This window comes from Rhizobium herbae (genome assembly GCF_019511375.1).
Lineage (GTDB): Bacteria > Pseudomonadota > Alphaproteobacteria > Rhizobiales > Rhizobiaceae > Pararhizobium > Pararhizobium herbae_A.
The window spans coordinates 414,530-428,970 of record NZ_JAEUAO010000004.1 but is presented as its reverse complement, the minus strand read 5'-3'; the positions used below and the strand labels follow the sequence as shown (position 1 = coordinate 428,970).

The 14,441-nt window shown below is 62.0% G+C and carries 16 protein-coding genes; 12 read left to right on the top strand and 4 right to left on the bottom strand.

The genetic code is table 11. The features are described 5' to 3' along the window. Positions 1-133: 133 nt before the first annotated feature. Complete coding sequence (locus tag JNB71_RS18860) at positions 134-691, bottom strand: HNH endonuclease (protein ID WP_018327092.1); 558 nt, start codon at positions 689-691, stop codon at positions 134-136. A gap of 108 nt (positions 692-799) precedes the next feature. After that, on the bottom strand, positions 800-1,447 hold the full coding sequence (locus JNB71_RS18855; protein WP_220373318.1) for a DNA-3-methyladenine glycosylase family protein: 648 nt from the start codon (positions 1,445-1,447) through the stop codon (positions 800-802). Between the two features lie 95 nt (positions 1,448-1,542). Here JNB71_RS18855 and gluQRS point away from each other — a divergent pair, with 95 nt between their 5' ends. After that, complete coding sequence (gene gluQRS, locus JNB71_RS18850; protein WP_220373317.1) at positions 1,543-2,430, top strand: tRNA glutamyl-Q(34) synthetase GluQRS; 888 nt, start codon at positions 1,543-1,545, stop codon at positions 2,428-2,430. On the opposite strand, the gene JNB71_RS18845 is transcribed toward gluQRS, so the two are convergent. After that, positions 2,425-3,339, bottom strand: coding sequence for a YihY/virulence factor BrkB family protein (locus tag JNB71_RS18845; RefSeq protein WP_220373316.1), 915 nt, complete (start codon positions 3,337-3,339; stop codon positions 2,425-2,427). The two genes, gluQRS and JNB71_RS18845, sit on opposite strands and share 6 nt — an antisense overlap. Before the next feature lie 91 nt (positions 3,340-3,430). Between JNB71_RS18845 and JNB71_RS18840 the strand changes: the two genes are divergently transcribed. The 8 genes from JNB71_RS18840 to JNB71_RS18805 all read left to right on the top strand — a co-directional run bounded on the left by JNB71_RS18840 (position 3,431) and on the right by JNB71_RS18805 (position 10,632). Further along, positions 3,431-4,264 (top strand): SDR family oxidoreductase, encoded by an 834-nt coding sequence (locus JNB71_RS18840; protein WP_220373315.1) that lies wholly within the window; start codon positions 3,431-3,433, stop codon positions 4,262-4,264. A 21-nt stretch (positions 4,265-4,285) separates the two neighbouring features. Next, complete coding sequence (locus JNB71_RS18835; RefSeq protein WP_220373314.1) at positions 4,286-4,483, top strand: twin transmembrane helix small protein; 198 nt, start codon at positions 4,286-4,288, stop codon at positions 4,481-4,483. A gap of 3 nt (positions 4,484-4,486) precedes the next feature. Further along, a complete protein-coding gene (locus JNB71_RS18830) occupies positions 4,487-5,065 on the top strand; it encodes a cob(I)yrinic acid a,c-diamide adenosyltransferase (RefSeq protein WP_220373313.1) in 579 nt (192 codons plus the stop codon). A 32-nt stretch (positions 5,066-5,097) separates the two neighbouring features. Then, complete coding sequence (locus JNB71_RS18825; protein WP_220373312.1) at positions 5,098-5,892, top strand: rhomboid family intramembrane serine protease; 795 nt, start codon at positions 5,098-5,100, stop codon at positions 5,890-5,892. Between the two features lie 280 nt (positions 5,893-6,172). Further along, positions 6,173-6,922 carry an electron transfer flavoprotein subunit beta/FixA family protein gene (locus tag JNB71_RS18820; RefSeq protein ID WP_112853003.1) on the top strand — a complete coding sequence of 250 codons (750 nt, stop codon included), beginning with the start codon at positions 6,173-6,175 and terminating at the stop codon, positions 6,920-6,922. A 26-nt stretch (positions 6,923-6,948) separates the two neighbouring features. Beyond that, positions 6,949-7,878, top strand: coding sequence for an electron transfer flavoprotein subunit alpha/FixB family protein (locus JNB71_RS18815; protein WP_220373311.1), 930 nt, complete (start codon positions 6,949-6,951; stop codon positions 7,876-7,878). 198 nt (positions 7,879-8,076) lie between these two features. Further along, on the top strand, positions 8,077-8,949 hold the full coding sequence (locus JNB71_RS18810; RefSeq protein WP_220373310.1) for a 3-hydroxybutyryl-CoA dehydrogenase: 873 nt from the start codon (positions 8,077-8,079) through the stop codon (positions 8,947-8,949). Between the two features lie 90 nt (positions 8,950-9,039). Continuing rightward, complete coding sequence (locus JNB71_RS18805; RefSeq protein WP_220373309.1) at positions 9,040-10,632, top strand: EAL domain-containing protein; 1,593 nt, start codon at positions 9,040-9,042, stop codon at positions 10,630-10,632. On the opposite strand, the gene tlpA is transcribed toward JNB71_RS18805, so the two are convergent. Next, positions 10,618-11,301: a thiol:disulfide interchange protein TlpA gene (gene tlpA / locus JNB71_RS18800; RefSeq protein ID WP_220373308.1), complete on the bottom strand. Its 684-nt coding sequence runs from the start codon at positions 11,299-11,301 to the stop codon at positions 10,618-10,620. The genes JNB71_RS18805 and tlpA overlap by 15 nt on opposite strands. Positions 11,302-11,343: 42 nt before the next feature. On the opposite strand from tlpA, the gene argH reads away from it, so the two are divergent. From argH to lysA, 3 genes are all read left to right on the top strand, one after another. After that, positions 11,344-12,747 carry an argininosuccinate lyase gene (gene argH / locus JNB71_RS18795; RefSeq protein WP_220373307.1) on the top strand — a complete coding sequence of 468 codons (1,404 nt, stop codon included), beginning with the start codon at positions 11,344-11,346 and terminating at the stop codon, positions 12,745-12,747. Positions 12,748-12,841: 94 nt separating this feature from the next. After that, positions 12,842-13,036, top strand: a complete 195-nt coding sequence (gene lptM, locus JNB71_RS18790; protein ID WP_112856262.1) for an LPS translocon maturation chaperone LptM — start codon at positions 12,842-12,844, stop codon at positions 13,034-13,036. Positions 13,037-13,048: 12 nt separating this feature from the next. Continuing rightward, on the top strand, positions 13,049-14,317 hold the full coding sequence (gene lysA / locus JNB71_RS18785) for a diaminopimelate decarboxylase (protein WP_220373306.1): 1,269 nt from the start codon (positions 13,049-13,051) through the stop codon (positions 14,315-14,317). Positions 14,318-14,441 lie beyond the last annotated feature (124 nt).

The following is a 14,441-nucleotide window of genomic DNA, read 5'->3' as shown; positions in this document are numbered from 1 at the left end:
TCTTTGATTCCAGAGCGGATTCAGATTTTAGGTCGACTCGACCTAAAATCATCCGGCTCTAAGGCATAAAACAGCATCAGCTTCGACTTACGCTGCTCGTGCTCGTCCATTCAATGTGCGTGACGCTGTTCCGTCAAGGCTGCAGTTCGACATCCCAGTAGAGATAGTCCATCCAGCTGTCATGCAGATGGTTGGGCGGGAAGAGCCGGCCGTTGTTGTGCAGGTCCTGCACCGTCGGGTGGAACGGCTTCTGGTGGGGGAACATGCCCGCCTGGCGCGGCAGCTTGCCGCCTTTGCGCAGATTGCAGGGCGAACAGGCGGCCACGACGTTCTCCCAGGTGGTCTGGCCGCCGCAACAGCGCGGAATCACATGGTCGAAGGTCAGGTCATCCGGCGAGCCGCAATACTGGCACTCGAACCGGTCACGCAGGAAAACGTTGAACCGGGTGAAGGCCGGATGGCGCGACGGCTGGACATAGCTTTTCAGGCAGACGACGCTTGGCAGGCGCATGGTGAAGCTGGGCGAGGAAACCTGGTGGTCGTATTCTGCGAGGATATGCACACGGTCTAGAAAAACGGCCTTGATCGCGTCCTGCCAGGACCAAAGCGACAAGGGGTAGTAACTCAGCGGCCTGTAGTCAGCGTTCAGCACGAGCGCTGGAAGGCCGTGTGGTGAGACTGCAATCGTCAAGCCAGTATACTCCTGCTCGATTCGGCACCTGCACCTTCTATATTAGGCGCGTTGCGTCAGGATTGTGAAGCCAAAAGGAAAAAGGAAACAAAAGATTCGCTTTTTACCTTATGGCGCCACCGGCAGGCCGTCCCGGCGCATCTCGGTCGCATAATAGGCCCAGAAAAGCCTCGCGGCGACACTGCGCCACGGAGCCCAGAGCTCCGTCAGCGAATCAAGCTCGCGCGCCGAGGGTCTGACCTCCAGCGTCAGCGCGTGGCCGACGGCATTCTGCAGCGCCACGTCGCCGACCGGAAAGACGTCGGGATGACCGGCGCAGAACAACAGGTAGACCTCCGCCGTCCAGCGTCCGACCCCCTTGATCGAGGTCATTTCGCGAATGGCGACGCTGCCGTCGATCTCGCAAATCGCCGCGAGATCGAGCTCACCGAGCGCCACGGCCCTTGCAACGGCGCGCAGGGCATCTGCCTTGGCGTGCGACAATCCGAGTTCGCGGCAATCCTCGTCGCTCGCCGCAAGGACCGTCTCGGCCGTGATGTCGCCGAGCTTCTCTTCCATGCGCCGCCAGATCGCCGCGGCACTCGCCTTCGAGACCATCTGCGAGACGATGATATTGGCGATGCCGCGATAGCCGGGCTCGGCGCGGCGCAACGGCACCGGTCCGGCCTTGGCAACCACCGGCTCCAGTCGTGCATCGAGCATCACCAGCCCTTGCAACCCGGCGGCGATATCCTCATGCGTGCGGATGATCCGCATTTCCCACCCTCCAACGCAAAGCGGCGTTCACGCGATTCTCCACCAACGGAATGAAACGAATGGCCCGGCGCCTTCTTCCATGGCAAGAAGAAAGCATGAACGCGCCATTGCCAAAACAACCGGTCTTTCGATTCGCGCCGAGCCCCAACGGCCAGCTTCACCTCGGTCACGCATTGTCGGCCATTCTCAACCATGACATGGCGAAGGCGACGAGCGGACGCTTCCTGCTGCGGATCGAGGATATCGATCTTACCCGCTGCACGCCGGAATTCGAAGCCGGGATTTATGACGATCTCGGCTGGCTCGGATTGTCATGGGAAACACCGGTGCGCCGGCAATCCGAGCATCTCGATCTCTACCGGCAGGCACTCGGCCGATTGATCGACCGGGGCCTGGTCTATCCCGCATTCCTGACGCGTGGTGCGATCAAGACCGCGGTTGCGGCGTTCGAAGCCAAGGGCAAGGCCTGGCCGCGCGATCCGGACGGCGCACCGCTCTATCCCGGTGAGGAGCGCAAGCTCTCCGCCGCCGGGTGGCAGAGGATGCTTGCCGCAGGCAAGCCGCATGCGTGGCGGCTCGACATGGACAAGGCAATTGCCGAGCTGGACGCGCCGCTGACCTGGCAGGAAACCGGCGCCGGCCCGAACGGCGAAACGGGCCAGATCGCCGCCGATCCGGCGGCCTGGGGCGATGTCGTCCTGTCGCGCTCCGACGCACCCTCGAGCTACCATCTCGCGGTCACGATGGACGATGCGATGCAGGGGGTGACGCATGTGGTGCGCGGACGCGACCTCTATCATGCGACCGCGGTGCACCGGCTGCTGCAACGATTGCTCGACCTTCCCGAGCCCGTCTACCATCACCACCGCCTGATCCACGGGCCGGACGGGCGCAAGTTGTCGAAGAGCAACAAGGACACGGGGATTGCGGCTTTCCGGGAAGCCGGAAAGACGCCGGACGATGTTCGGGCGTTGATCCTATAGAATATTTTCCTTGCGGGTTTCCGCCGCCTGCGTCCCGCTCTCCCTCGTGCCCCTGAAGCTGCGCATCACCATGCGTTTCACCTTGTATTTCATGATCGCCGCATTGATCTCCGCGCCGATGATGAAGATGGCGCCGACGATGTAGAGGAAGACCAGTGCGATCATGATCGAGGCGAGCCCGGCATAGGTCGAAACATAGTTGGCGAAGGTGGCCAGATAGGAGGCAAAGACGTAGGCGCCGATCGACCAGGCAACCAGCGTCAGGGTGATGCCGGGCAGCACATCGAGGATTTTTCGGTGTCCGTCGGGCAACCACAGGTGGCTGACGATCAGCCCGGTCGTCAGCATGACGAAGACACCGGCAAGGCTCCAGCTGTCGAGCAGCGCCAGAAGATTGTTGAACCATGGCAGGTAGGTTCCGGCATAGCGGATGGCCAGCGGCACCGCCACCAGAAGGATGCTGACCATGGCAAGCACCAGGACGCCCGCCAGCACGAAACCAAGACTGGCCACGCGCGTCTTGTACCACGGCCTGCTTTCGGCGACGCGGTAGGCGCGGTTGAGCGAGATCCGCAGCGCCTCGACGCCGTTCGAGGCGAAGTATGCGGCCGCCAGCACCGATACGGTCAAAAGCCCCCCGCGCGGGATGGTCAGCACCCGCACGACCTCGTCGGAGATCGGCTTGGCAATCGATTCGGGCCAGGTATCGAAGATGAAATGCACGGCGGTGGTGGCAAACTGGTCGGCGCCGAGAAAGCTGCCGAGCGCCGTGCCGAAGATCAGGAAGGGAAAGATCGCCAAAAGGGTGGAAAGCGCCACATGGCTCGCCATCGCCCAGCCGTCATCCTCGCTGAAATGCCAGAGCGCGTCGAAGACGACCTTCCAGGCTATGCGAATGAAGGCCGGCATTTCCTCTCCACTGTTGCGCGATGCTGTTCGGATTGTAACCTGTTAATGAATATGGGAAACCGGGCGGTAATTTCTACAGGGTTCGAACAGAATGACCGACCGTCGCTCGATAATCGTCACCGGCTGCTCTTCCGGCATCGGAGCCTGGTGCGCCCGGGCACTCGCCAGCGACGGCTGGCGGGTGTTTGCGACTGTCCGGCGGGTGGAGGATCTGGGGCCACTGGAAAGCGACGGCATTGAAGCCTTCCTTATGGACTATACCAAACCGGACACCATATCGTCTCTTGTAGAACAGGTGCTTGCCCGCACTGGCGGAAGGCTGGACGCGCTGTTCAACAACGGCGCCTATGGTCAGGCTGGCGCGGTCGAGGACCTGCCGGTGGAAGCTCTTCGTCTACAATTGGAAACCAACGTCATCGGCTGGCACGACCTGACGCGGCAGGTCATCCCGGCCATGCGGGCGCAGGGCCACGGTCGCATCGTGCAATGCTCATCCATTCTCGGCATCGTGCCCTATCGATGGCGGGGCGCCTACAATGCGTCGAAATTCGCACTCGAAGGCCTGACGCTGACGATGCGCATGGAGCTTGCCGGAAGCGGCATCGAGGTGAGCCTGATCGAGCCCGGGCCGATCACATCGCGCTTCACCGCCAATGCGGTCGCCTATGTCGAGCGCTTCATCGACATCAAGGGCTCGGTGCACGCCAAGGAATATGAACGGCAGATGCGGCGCCTGAAAGGCGAGAGCGGACCTGCCAGAGGCAAGCTGGGGCCGGATGCGGTCTATGCTGCGCTGAAACGCGCATTGACGGAAAGGAAGCCGAAGCCGCATTACATCGTGACGCAACCGGCCAAACAGGGCGCAATTCTGAAAAAACTGCTTCCGGCCGCTCTGTTCTATCGGATCATCGGCCGTCTCGGCTGAAGGGAAAGACGAGGTAATCACATGAACAGTTTTATGACCGGTCTGAGCCTGCTTGTCATGGGCCTCGTCGTCATCGTTCTCATCCGCGGCCTGATAAACATGATGCGAGGCGGCGACGGCAATACCTCCAACAAGCTGATGCAGGCGCGTGTGTTTCTGCAGGCGGTGGCGATCGTTCTGATCATGCTGACGCTGTGGATCACCGGCGGGGGTCGCTGAACGATGGTGAAGCTCAACAAAATCTACACGCGGACCGGTGATGACGGCACGACGGGTCTCGCCGCCGGGCCGCGCCGGCTGAAAAGCGATCTGCGTGTCGAAGCCTACGGCACGATCGACGAGGCCAATTCCTTCATCGGACTGGCGCGCCAGCAGACCGCCGAGTTCACGGATCTCGACGCGATGCTGATGCGCATCCAGAACGACCTCTTCGACCTCGGCGCCGATCTTTCGACGCCGGACACAGGCGAGACGCTGGCTTACGAGCCGCTGCGCATCATCGCGGCGCAGGTAATCCGGCTCGAAACTGAGATCGACGCCTTGAACGCCGAGCTCGATCCGCTGCGCTCCTTCGTGCTGCCAGGCGGCAGCGGCGCGGCGGCGGCGCTGCACATTGCCCGCACGGTCGCCCGGCGAGCCGAGCGGCAGATGGTCGAACTGGCGCGGATGGAGGGTGAGGCCGTCAGTCGCGAAGCGCTCGCCTATATCAACCGCCTGTCGGATTTCCTCTTTGTCGCGGCGCGCTGGACGAACGGCAAGGGCAAGTCGGATGTGCTTTGGGTTCCGGGAAAAAACAGGTAGCCTCGTGACGCTACCAGCCTACAGGGGATTTCATGTTCATACCGCTGCACGACGCGAATTCCCTGAAGCACATCAAGGTCCAGTATGTCACGATCAGCCTGATCATCGTCAATGTGGCCATGTGGCTGCTCACCGGGCCGCTCATGGTGCCGGAGGCCTTTTCCAACGCCACCATCCTCGGGCTTGGCTACATTCCCGCCATCGCCTTCGAGCATGCGCAACTGACACCCGAGCTCGTGCTGGTGCCGGACGGGGCCACCTACGTGACCTATGCCTTCCTCCACGGCGACTTCTGGCATCTGGCCGGCAATATGCTGTTCCTGTGGGTGTTCGGCGATAATGTCGAGGATGCGCTCGGACATGTTCGCTACCTGATCTTCTATCTCCTGTGCGCGGCCGCTGGCGCCCTGACTCACGGCCTGGCCAACACGGCATCCGAGGCGCCGCTGATCGGCGCTTCCGGCGCGATCTCCGGCGTCGTCGCCGCCTATTTCCTGCTGCATCCGAAAGTGCGCGTCTGGGTGCTGGTGCTGTTTCGCATTCCGCTGCCGCTGCCCGCCTTCATTCCGCTCGCCTTATGGATCGGCCAGCAGTTCTTCATGCTCGTGGCGGATCCCGAGAGCGGCGTCTCGTGGGGCGCGCACGTCGGCGGCATCATCGCCGGGCTTGTCCTGGTGGTCATTTTGCGACGCCGGGACGTGCCCCTGTTCGACCGTACGATCGTTACCCCGCGCGCCGTCCAGCATGTCGAGGCGACGCCCGCCATGTCATCGCCCATGCCAGCAGAGCGCACAAGAAAGCCCACGCCTTGGGGAAGGCCGTCCTGAACGGTGTCCGGGACACCTGAAGGATGTCGGTTGAAAACAGGCCCTTAGCGACGGTCGAGATGTCTTCTTTTGACAAAGGGCCGCAAACTTCTGCCCTGCGATTACGATTCAATATTGACGCACACGTAAACGTAAGTAATTTTCCCGCTTCATTCTTTTGGCCGCGGGAGAGGCAAAGATTGTAATTGGAGAAAAAACGCGTATCGATGTCGCCAACCGACAATCAGGCACCTGCGTTAAAGCGCATTTTCTCGGCAAACGTCTTGTAAGGAAGGACACTATGAAAGTTCTTGTCACCGTGAAGCGGGTCGTCGACTACAACGTGAAGATCCGGGTGAAGCCGGATGGATCGGGTGTCGAGCTTGCCAATGTGAAGATGTCGATGAACCCGTTCGACGAGATTTCGGTCGAGGAGGCTTTGCGACTGAAGGAGGCCGGAAAGGCGTCGGAGGTGGTGGTCGTCTCCGTCGGTCCGGCCAAGGCTGAAGAGACGCTGCGCACGGCGCTGGCCATGGGCGCCGACCGGGCGATCCTGGTCGAGACGGATGATCAGGTCGAGCCGCTCGCCGTCGCCAAGATCATCAAGGGCGTCGCCGAGGCCGAACAGCCGGGACTGATCATCGTCGGCAAGCAGGCGATCGACGACGATTCCAACCAGACCGGCCAGATGCTGTCGGCCCTGCTCGGCTGGGCGCAAGGCACCTTCGCCTCCAAGATCGAGATTGCCGACGGCAAGGCTGCGGTCACCCGCGAAGTCGACGGCGGCCTGCAGACCATCGAAGTCAAACTGCCTGCCGTGGTGACGACGGACCTGCGCCTCAACGAACCGCGCTATGCCTCGCTGCCGAACATCATGAAGGCGAAGAAGAAGCCGCTCGACAAGAAGACGCCGGCCGATTTCGGCGTCGATACGACGGCCCGCCTCAAGGTGCTCAAGACCGAGGAGCCGTCGGGCCGTAAGGCCGGCATCAAGGTCAAGTCCGTCGCCGAACTGGTCGACAAGCTGAAAAACGAAGCCGGCGTGCTTTAACGGTCCAGGAAAAGGGAGACTTCATCATGGCCATTCTTCTTCTGGCAGATCACGACAACGCAACCCTGTCCGACCAGACCGCAAAGGCCCTGACGGCCGCCACCAAGATCGGCGGCGACGTGCATGTGCTGGTTGCCGGCGCGGGCTCGCAAGCCGCCGCCGATGCGGCCGCCAAGCTCACCGGTGTTTCCAAGGTTCTGCTCGCCGACAGCAGCGATCTTGCCAACAATCTCGCCGAGCCCTTGGCGGCGCTGATCGTCTCGCTCGCGGGCGCTTATGACACCATCCTCGCGGCCGCCACCTCGGTCGGGAAGAACGTCCTGCCGCGTGTTGCAGCATTGCTCGACGTCGTCCAGATCTCGGAAATCACCGAGGTGATCTCGGCAGACACGTTCAAGCGGCCGATCTATGCCGGCAATGCCATCCAGACGGTGCAGACGAGCGAGCCGAAGAAGGTGATCACCGTGCGTACCGCATCCTTCGCCTCGGCTGGCGAAGGCGGCTCGGCGCCGGTGGAAACCGTCGCGGCCGCCGCCAATCCGGGCCTGTCCAGCTTTGTCAAGGACGCGCTGTCCTCGTCCGACCGGCCGGAACTGACCTCGGCGAAGGTCATCATTTCCGGCGGCCGGGCGCTCGGCTCGGCGGAGAAGTTCCAGCAGGTCATCCTGCCCGTCGCCGACAAGCTTGGTGCCGCAGTTGGTGCAAGCCGTGCCGCCGTCGACGCCGGCTATGCGCCGAACGACTGGCAGGTCGGCCAGACCGGCAAGGTCGTCGCGCCGCAACTCTACATCGCCTGCGGCATCTCCGGCGCCATCCAGCACCTCGCCGGCATGAAGGATAGTAAGGTCATCGTCGCCATCAACAAGGACGAGGAAGCGCCGATCTTCCAGGTCGCCGACTACGGCCTCGTCGGCGATCTCTTCGACGTCCTGCCGGAACTCGAAAAGGCGCTCTGAGCCTTGCGAAACCGACATCCGCGGCCGCGCCCACCAGCGCGGCCGTTTTTTATTTTGCAAGCCGCGTGCATGCCGGTTTTCCGTAACTCATGCCGTGAATAAAGCTGGAAAATTAAGCTCGATGCCTTTATCACTGGCATCCGGACCCCGCCTTGGCGGTTTCACTATTCTTTGCCCTGATGATGGAAAATCGGCTCGATGATCAAGAATGTCGGAATTGTTGGCGCTGGACAGATGGGCTGCGGCATTGCCCAGGTATCGGCTGCCGCCGGTTACAAGGTGCATATCTACGACATCGCCGCCGACCGTGTCGAAGCTGGTCTTGCAACCATCAACGGCAACATGGCGCGGCAGGTATCGTCCGGCAAGCTGACCGACGAGCAGCGCAAGAAGGCACTGTCGCTGATCAAGGGCTCGGTTGACCTCAACGATCTCAGCCAGGCCGATCTCGTCATCGAGGCGGCCACCGAGGATGAGAGCATCAAGCGCAAGATTTACGGCCAGGTCTGTCCGGTTCTCAAGACCGATGCGATCCTCGCCACCAACACCTCGTCCCTGTCGATCACCCGGCTCGCATCCGCGACCGATCGGCCGGAACGCTTCATGGGCATCCACTTCATGAATCCGGTGCCGGTGATGAAACTGGTCGAACTGGTTCGCGGCATCGCGACGGACGAAGGAACCTTTCAGACCGCCAAGCAGTTCGTCACAGCTCTCGACAAGACGATTACGGTTGCCGAGGATTTCCCCGCCTTCATCGTCAACCGCATTCTCCTGCCGATGATCAACGAGGCGATCTACACGCTCTATGAAGGCGTCGGCAGCGTCGATGCGATCGATACCGCGATGAAGCTCGGCGCCAACCATCCGATGGGACCTCTGCAGCTTGCCGATTTCATCGGTCTCGATACCTGCCTGTCGATCATGCAGGTGCTGCATGACGGCCTGGCGGATTCCAAATACCGGCCCTGCCCGCTTCTGGTCAAATATGTCGAGGCCGGCTGGCTCGGCCGCAAATCCGGCCGCGGCTTCTATGATTACCGCGGCGATACGCCGGTTCCGACGCGCTAAGCGGTGCCGCAAGGCTAAATCAGCGGTAGAAACGTTCAACCGATCTTAACCTGTTTCGCCCACCGTCCTGGCTCAGCAACGGGCCGGGCCATGACAGTTCAGCGTAAATTACAATTCGCAGCTTTCGTGATGTGCTTTGCCGGCCTTTTTGCCGGCGGCCTCTCGCTGGCGCATACAGCCTTTATAGCCTCGTGGAACGAGCAGCAATTGCACCGCCTCGTTAGAGACACCCTTTCGCGCACGGAACAGGCCATCGATTCCGCCGTCATGAAAATGAGCGACGTCGTGTTCAACCAGCATACTTCCTGCGCCACGGTCGACCGGACGGCGATGACACGCGCCCTCTACGGTTCCAGCATCATGAAGAACATGCGGCTGGAAACCAGGGACAGCACCTGCTGGAGCTACGAGGAAAGGAACCAGGCGCTCGAGCAATCGATCGCATCCGCACAGCACAACCGGACCAGGAACCCGGACTATTCGCTCTTTTCGCTTGGTTTCCCGGGCTGGAAGGGCCTCGGCGTACGCTGGCAATACGGGCCGGAAAAAAGCATCATCGAAGTTCTCGCGACCAGCGGACTGCTCTTTGCGATTCTGCCGCTCGAACTGCGCGACAGCGCGCTGATGCAGCTTACCCTCGCGGACGGCTCGTCGTTCGCAAGCCACGTGCCCCGGGCTGGCTCTGGCAGGGATGAGGCGGCCCTCATCATTTTCGAGGAGAAATCCGTCCAGTACCCCATCGCGATCAGCCTGAAGGTCGATTCCGCCGCTCTTGCGCAATGGAACCATTCAGTGTCGCCGCTGACGAGCACGATCGTCGTCGCCTTTGGCCTTGGTTTCGGCGTGCTTGCCGCACGCGGTATGTTCCGCAGCACCTCGATCCTCGACGAACTTGACGCCGCCTTGGCCAATGGCGAGATAAGGCCGTATTTCCAGCCGATCTTCCACCTGGAAAGCCGAGAGCTTCTGGGTTTCGAAATGCTGGCGCGCTGGATCAAGCCCGATGGCGCGGTGATCCCGCCGCTCGCCTTCATCCCGCTCGCCGAAAGCAACGGCCGCATCGAGCGGTTGACGACAGAACTCTTGAAGCAGGCCGGCGCCCAGCTCGGCGGTCTGCTTCAAGCGCAGAGCCATCTCAAGCTCAGCTTCAACGTAACCCCGGACCAATATCTTGCGGCGGATTTTGTCGACAATCTCACCGCGCAGGCGACAAAGTTTGGGCTTCCCCTCAACTCGATGGTCGTGGAGGTGACCGAACGGCAGGCCATCGCCGACAAGGACAAGGCCGCTGCAGTCTCGGAAATGCTCATCGATGCCGGCATGCAGGTCGCCATCGATGATGCTGGCACCGGTCACAACGGCCTGTCCGCGATCCATGCGCTCGGCGCAAACTATCTGAAGATCGACAAGTTCTTCGTCGATGGTATCACGCTTGACCGCAAGTCGTCGGAACTGGTCGAGCTGCTCGCCGCACTGGCGGGGAAATTCGGCATGACCGTGGTCGCCGAGGGCGTCGAGACGGAGGAGCAGATCGCTGTCCTACTGCAACTCGGAATCCGCGCCGGGCAGGGCTTCGTTTATTCCAAGCCGGTGCCCGCAACAACGATCCTCGCCATGGCGGCAAAGGCAGTCACCCCGGGTCGGCAGGCCGACGGGGGCGGCTCGCAGCTAAGGAGTGCCTGAACGTGCGGCGGCGACTGCCGCCTTCACCAGCGCTTTGGCGTCGTCGCTGTCCCAGGCCGCCGGGCCGTTCATCGACGAGATCAGGCAGCCCTTTTCATCCATCAGAAGCGTGACCGGCAGGCCGAAGGCAAGGCCTTCCTTTTTCAGCGCGTTGAAGACGCCCATCGAGGCGTCCCGGTAATAGCCGAGATCATCCACGCCGGTCTCGTTCAGGAAGGCCTTCGGCTTTTCGTCGTCGCCGATATCGATGTTGACGGCAACGACCTCGAACGTGTCGCTGCCCTCGGCCTTCTGCAGCGCGTTCAACGCCGGCATTTCCTCGCGGCAGGGTACACACCACGTTGCCCAGAGATTGAGAAGGATGGTCCGGCCGGTGAAATCGGCAAGCGTCCGGTCCTTGCCGTCCTTGTCCTTGAAGCTCAATCCGGCGAGCCGACGCGGTTGGCTGACGGGTGCCATGGCGGCGACCTGGCCCTTCAGGAACGGCGTGATCGCCGCAACGCGGTCCTTGGCCGCCTCGCAGGCCCTTGCGCCTGCTGTTTCCACCGCCGCACCATTGCCAGACCCGCTTTCCCTGACGTATACCGCTGCCGCACCGGCGATCAGCCCGAAGAGGGCAGCGATCACAACCAGTCTGGCGGCGGGAAGGCGTTTCTTCCGGTCTGTCATTTCATTTTCCAATTGGGTCATTCTCCAGGGCGGGCATTCTTCATGGGCGACGGCACTTCCGAAACCAAATCCTCCAACCAGATGTGGGGCGGACGCTTCGCGCAAGGGCCGGACGCGATCATGGAGGAGATAAATGCCTCGATCGGCTTCGACAAGAAGCTTTTCGCCCAAGATATCCGCGGCTCGATAGCGCATGCGACCATGCTTGCGCATCAAGGCATCATTTCCGCCGAGGATAAAGACAAGATCGTTCACGGCCTGAGCACGATCCTGTCAGAGATCGAAAGCGGCCAGTTCGAATTCTCCCGCCAGCTCGAAGACATCCATATGAACGTCGAGGCGCGGCTCGCAACCCTGATCGGCCCGGCCGCCGGGCGCCTGCACACCGCCCGCTCGCGCAACGACCAGGTGGCGCTCGATTTCCGCCTCTGGGTGAAGGAAGAACTGCAGAAGACTGAGAAGATGCTGACGGCGCTGATCGCCGCCTTCCTCGACCGCGCCGAGGAACATGCCGAGACGGTGATGCCCGGCTTCACCCATCTGCAGACCGCCCAGCCCGTCACCTTCGGCCATCATTGCATGGCCTATGTCGAGATGTTCGGCCGCGACCGCTCGCGCGTGCGCCATGCCATCGAGCACATGGACGAAAGCCCGATCGGTGCTGCGGCGCTTGCCGGCACCGGCTTTCCGATCGACCGCCACATGACGGCCAAGGCACTCGGCTTTCGCGAACCGACGCGCAATTCGATCGACACCGTGTCGGACCGCGACTTCGCGCTGGAATTCCTGGCGATCGCCTCGATCTGCGCCACCCACCTGTCACGGCTCGCCGAAGAGATCGTCATCTGGTCGACGCCGCAATTCGGCTTCGTGCGCCTGTCGGACGCGTTTTCCACCGGCTCCTCGATCATGCCGCAGAAGAAGAACCCGGATGCAGCCGAGCTGGTCCGCGCCAAGACCGGCCGCATCAACGGTTCGCTCATCGCACTTCTGACGGTGATGAAGGGCCTGCCGCTCGCCTATTCCAAGGACATGCAGGAAGACAAGGAACAGGTCTTCGATTCGGCCGAAAGCCTGGAACTCGCCATTGCCGCGATGACCGGCATGGTGCGCGACATGACCATCCGCGCCGACCGTATGAAGGCCGCCGCCGGCTCCGGCTATTCCACGGCGACCGATCTTGCCGACTGGCTGGTGCGCGAGGCCGGCCTGCCCTTCCGCGACGCCCATCACGTCACCGGCCGGGCGGTGGCGCTGGCCGAACAGAAGGGCTGCGAGCTTGCCGAACTGTCGCTTGAAGAGCTGCAGGCGATCCATGCGGATATCACCGACAAGGTGTTCGACGTGCTCACGGTCGAGGCCTCGGTTGCCAGCCGCACCTCGTTTGGCGGCACGGCACCGAGCGAAGTGAAGAAGCAGATCGCCTGGTGGCGGGGTCGCAATTGAGGTCAAGATTCAGGGTGCACAAGCCCCTGAAAAGCCGATATGAGTTCTGACGAATTTTGCAAGAAGGGCTCACCACCCTGACCGGGAAGCATCCATGCATCTGCGAAACACCACCTATCTGCTTGCTGCGCTTGCCATCGCCGGCCTGACCTTGTCCGGCTGCGGCCGCAAGGGCGACCTTGATCGACCGGGTTCGACCGCGCCGATCAATACCAAGGCAGCACCGGGCACCGTCGAAAAGAAGGATGAGGTGCAGGACAAGCGCTTTCTCCTTGATCCTCTCCTTTAACAGGGCACTCCCTTGAACCATTTCGAATATCGCGACGGCATTCTCTTTGCGGAAGGCGTCTCCGTCATCGACATCGCCAAGGCGGTCGGCACGCCCTTCTATTGCTATTCCACCGCAACGCTCGAACGGCACTATTCGGTCTTCTCCAAGGCCTTCGCCGATATCGACGCCATGGTCTGCTATGCGATGAAGGCCAACTCCAACCAGGCCGTGCTGAAGACCCTTGGACGGCTGGGCGCCGGTGTCGACGTGGTTTCGGGCGGCGAGCTGCGCCGTGCCCTGGCGGCCGGCATTCCGGCAAGCCGCATCATGTTCTCCGGCGTCGGCAAGACGGCAGCGGAAATGGACCTCGCGCTCGAGGCCGGCATCTACTGCTTCAACGTCGAATCCGAACCGGAACTCGAGATCCTCAACGCGCGCGCCGTTCGGCTCGGCAAAAAGGCGCATGTTTCCTTCCGCATCAATCCGGACGTCGATGCGCGAACGCACGCGAAGATCTCGACCGGCAAGAAGGAAAACAAGTTCGGCATCTCGTGGGAGCGCGCCCGCGCCGTCTACGCCCATGCAGCGACGCTGCCCGGCATCAAGGTGACCGGCATCGACATGCATATCGGCAGCCAGATCACCGAGCTGCAGCCGTTCGAGGATGCATTCAAGCTCTTGCGCGAGCTGGTCGATACGCTGCGCGCCGACGGCCATGCGATCGATCACGTCGATGTCGGCGGCGGGCTTGGCGTACCGTACAAGGAAGACAACAATCCGCCTCCCCTGCCCGACGCCTATGCCAACATCGTCAAGGACCAGCTGCGCAACCTGAACTGCAAGATCGTCACCGAGCCGGGCCGGCTGATCGTCGGCAATGCCGGCATTCTGGTGACCGAGGTCATCTATGTGAAGGACGGCGGCTCGAAGACCTTCGTCATCGTCGATGGCGCCATGAACGACCTGATCCGCCCGACGCTTTACGAGGCCTATCATGAAATCCGGCCGGTCCGGATTTCCGCCGCCAATGCGCCCCGCATCAAGGCCGACGTGGTCGGCCCCGTCTGCGAGACCGGCGATTATCTGGCCCTCGACCGCGAAATGGCGATGCCGAAGCCCGGCGATCTCATCGCCGTCGGCACCGCCGGCGCCTATGGCGCTGTGCAGGCCGGCACCTATAACAGCCGCCTGCTGGTGCCCGAGGTGCTGGTCAACGGCGACCGTTTCCACGTGGTCCGCCCACGCACGACCTACGAGGACCTGATCGGGCTCGACTCGGTACCGGATTGGCTCGACTGAGCCCACCGCTCGTGCCCTGCCGCTGTTGATAGCGTCAACCACAGACGTACGAATTCGATCACGATTGCGTTGCCGCCCTCGTCTTCGCCACAAAGAGTGTTATTCTTCGTGGCACGTTTCGAAT